At 60.3% G+C, this 2,917-nt stretch carries 3 protein-coding genes and 1 pseudogene; all 4 read left to right on the top strand.

Going from position 1 to position 2,917, the window contains the following annotated elements:
- Window positions 1–447 precede the first annotated feature (447 nt).
- The gene (gene rpe, locus QMG25_RS20175; RefSeq protein WP_283462897.1) at window positions 448–1,167 is read left to right on the top strand and encodes a ribulose-phosphate 3-epimerase; all 720 of its coding nucleotides are present in this window, start codon (window positions 448–450) and stop codon (window positions 1,165–1,167) included.
- A gap of 10 nt (window positions 1,168–1,177) precedes the next feature.
- Window positions 1,178–1,651 (top strand): ribose-5-phosphate isomerase, encoded by a 474-nt coding sequence (locus tag QMG25_RS20180; protein ID WP_283462899.1) that lies wholly within the window; start codon window positions 1,178–1,180, stop codon window positions 1,649–1,651.
- A gap of 49 nt (window positions 1,652–1,700) precedes the next feature.
- Window positions 1,701–2,729, top strand: coding sequence for an ATP-dependent 6-phosphofructokinase (locus QMG25_RS20185; RefSeq protein ID WP_283462901.1), 1,029 nt, complete (start codon window positions 1,701–1,703; stop codon window positions 2,727–2,729).
- Window positions 2,730–2,804: 75 nt separating this feature from the next.
- Window positions 2,805–2,917 (top strand): annotated as a pseudogene (locus tag QMG25_RS20190) (class II fructose-bisphosphate aldolase); the annotation flags it as partial.

Raw genomic sequence — 2,917 nt, forward strand, 5'->3', positions numbered from 1 at the left:
CTCCTACAACGAAATCGTCACCCTCCTAGAAACCGAAGGCCTCGACAAATTCGTCACCAGCTGGAAAGAACTCCTCACCGACGTCGAAAACGCCCTCACCACCGCCCGAAAAGCAGCCTAAACCACCGGGAATTTCAGCTGGGACAGCAGCGGTGCTTGGCACCCAGCTGGCGAATACCACCACTCGGCACTTGTGGTACGCCGAGTGCCAGCAGGATTTTCGCGAAAGGCCACATCCAGGGGTGTGACAATGCTGAATCCGCCCCCAACTTCGGCTGAGGGGAGAGCCCAACGATCTCCCCTCAGCCGAAATCAACGATTTAATGCAGAAGCTCCAAGTCGAGGGACATACCCCACATTACTTTGTGTGGCAGGGGGTTCCTCGAGCGCTCCCAGGCACCGTGTTCGTGTTCTGTAAATTCTGACCGCCATCGAAAGGCAGGCATCATGTCCGTTTCACCCCTGAAGTGCTGTATTAATCCCAGTATCCTCTCGGCCGACTTCGTCAATCTTGAGGCGGAGCTGGCCCGAATCGCCAATGCCGATGCCGTTCATGTGGATGTCATGGACAACCACTTCGTGCCCAACCTGACCATCGGCTTGCCGGTGGTGGAACGGCTGCAGAAGGTGAGTCCCGTTCCGCTGGACGCACACTTGATGATTGCCGACGCCGACCGCTGGGCCCCGCTCTATGCCGACGCCGGTTTGGACTCGGTGACCTTCCACGTCGAAGCCGCCAACGCACCCATCAAGCTGGCCCGTGAACTGCGTGCCCGTGGCGCCAAGGCAGGCATGGCACTGCGCCCGACCACGCCCGTGGAACCGTATTTGGACATGCTCACCGAGCTGGATATGCTGCTGATCATGACGGTGGAGCCCGGCTTCGGCGGGCAGTCTTTCCTAGATGTCATGCTGCCCAAGATTCGCCGTGCACGTGCGGCGATCGAGGGCTCCGGCGCTAACGTCGCCATACAGGTCGACGGCGGCATCACGGAAGAAACCATCACCCGCGCCGCGGAGGCCGGTGCCAACATCTTTGTTGCGGGTTCGGCCGTGTACGGAAGGCCCTCACCCGAGGACGCCATCGAGTCGTTGCGCACGAAAGGCCAGCTCGCCTTCACCCCAACAACACTGCACCCCAACAACATTGCTTTCCAAGAAGCCTAAAGGATCACTCATGCGCGTTCATATCGCCACCGACCATGCTGGCATGGAGCTCAGCTCCCACCTTATTACCGCGTTGTCAGCCAAGGGCTACGAGATGATCGATCACGGGCCTGTGGTCTACGACGCTGCAGACGACTACCCAGCATTCTGCATCAATGCCGCGTCCGCGGTCGTGGCCGATCAGGCTGCCGGTGTGCACGCCCTCGGGATAGTGCTGGGTGGCTCGGGCAACGGCGAGCAGATCTCCGCGAACAAGGTCCCCGGCGTGCGCGCGGCCCTTGCCTGGAATCTCGAGACGGCCAAGCTGGCCCGCGAACACAACGATGCCAACGTGGTGGCCGTGGGTGGGCGCCAACACACCGTCAAGGAGGCCACCGCCCTCATCGAGGCATTCCTGACTGAACCATTCAGCAATGATGAGCGCCACGTGCGCCGCATCAAGAAGATCGCAACCTACGAAACTTCCGGCCAGATCGCCCTGTAGGGGCTCAACCCTAACGGCCTTCTTTGCACCCAGAGAGATAAGGAATCAGATGAGGATTGGCATTCTCACCTCGGGCGGTGACTGTCCAGGGCTGAACGCGGTGATCCGCGGCGCAGTACTCAAGAGCAGCCGCGTCCCGGGAAACGAGTTCGTGGGCTTCAAATACGGTTGGCGAGGAGTTGTCAACGCCGATCTCATGCATCTTGATCGGACCCGTGTCCGTGGTCTATCCAAGCAGGGAGGCACAATCCTTGGCTCTTCTCGGACCAACCCCTTTGAGGGACCCGATGGGGGCCCAGAGAATATCTCGCGCATGCTCAAAGAGAACCGTATCGACGCGATCTTGGCAGTCGGTGGCGAAGGCACGCTAACGGCAGCCGGGCGGCTTGCGGAGGCGGGCCTGCCGGTGGTGGGTGTTCCCAAGACAATCGACAATGACCTCGCCGCGACTGACTACTCGTTTGGCTTCAATACCGCAGTGGAGATCGCCACGGAAGCGGTGGACCGCGTCCGTACAACGGCGGAGTCCCACCAGCGCTGCATCGTTGTGGAAGTGATGGGCCGCAATGCCGGCTGGATTGCGCTTCATGCCGGCATGGCTGCCGGTGCACACGCAATCCTCATTCCAGAGCATCCTCGCTCGATCACTCAAATATCCGAATGGGTCAACTCCGTCCGGGACCGGGGCAGAGCCCCCGTTATCGTTGTTGCGGAAGGGTTCGTGCTTGAGGGCAGGACCGAAGCCCACTCCCACAAGGGACTCGATGCATTCGAGCGCCCCCGCCTTGGCGGAATAGCAGACATCCTCGCTCCCATGATCGAGGCCCATACCGGCATCGAATCTCGTGCCACAGCGCTTGGGTTCGCGCAGCGAGGTGGTGTGCCCAGCGCCTTCGACCGCGTATTGGCAACGCGCCTCGGTATGGCAGCGGTCGACTTGGCCATGCAAAAGCACTGGGGCAGCATGGTCGCACTGAGAGGAACCGAAATCGTGTCAGTGAGTATCGCAGAAGCCACCCACAAGCCCAAACTCGTCCCCGTTCAACGCTATGACGAAGCAGCCGTCCTGTTCGGCTGAAAACGTGGCCAAAGCCGAAAAAATCGTCACCAGCAAGAAAATACCCGTCAAGGGAACCCCACCAAGGAGCTTTAAATGCCCATTGCAACACCGGACAAGTATGCCGAAATGATCGACCGTGCCAAGGCTGGGGGATTCGCCTACCCTGCGGTCAACGTGACGTCCTCACAGACGCTCAACGCGACTCT

The sequence above is a fragment of the Arthrobacter sp. H35-D1 genome, assembly GCF_030063185.1.
Classification (GTDB): domain Bacteria; phylum Actinomycetota; class Actinomycetes; order Actinomycetales; family Micrococcaceae; genus Specibacter.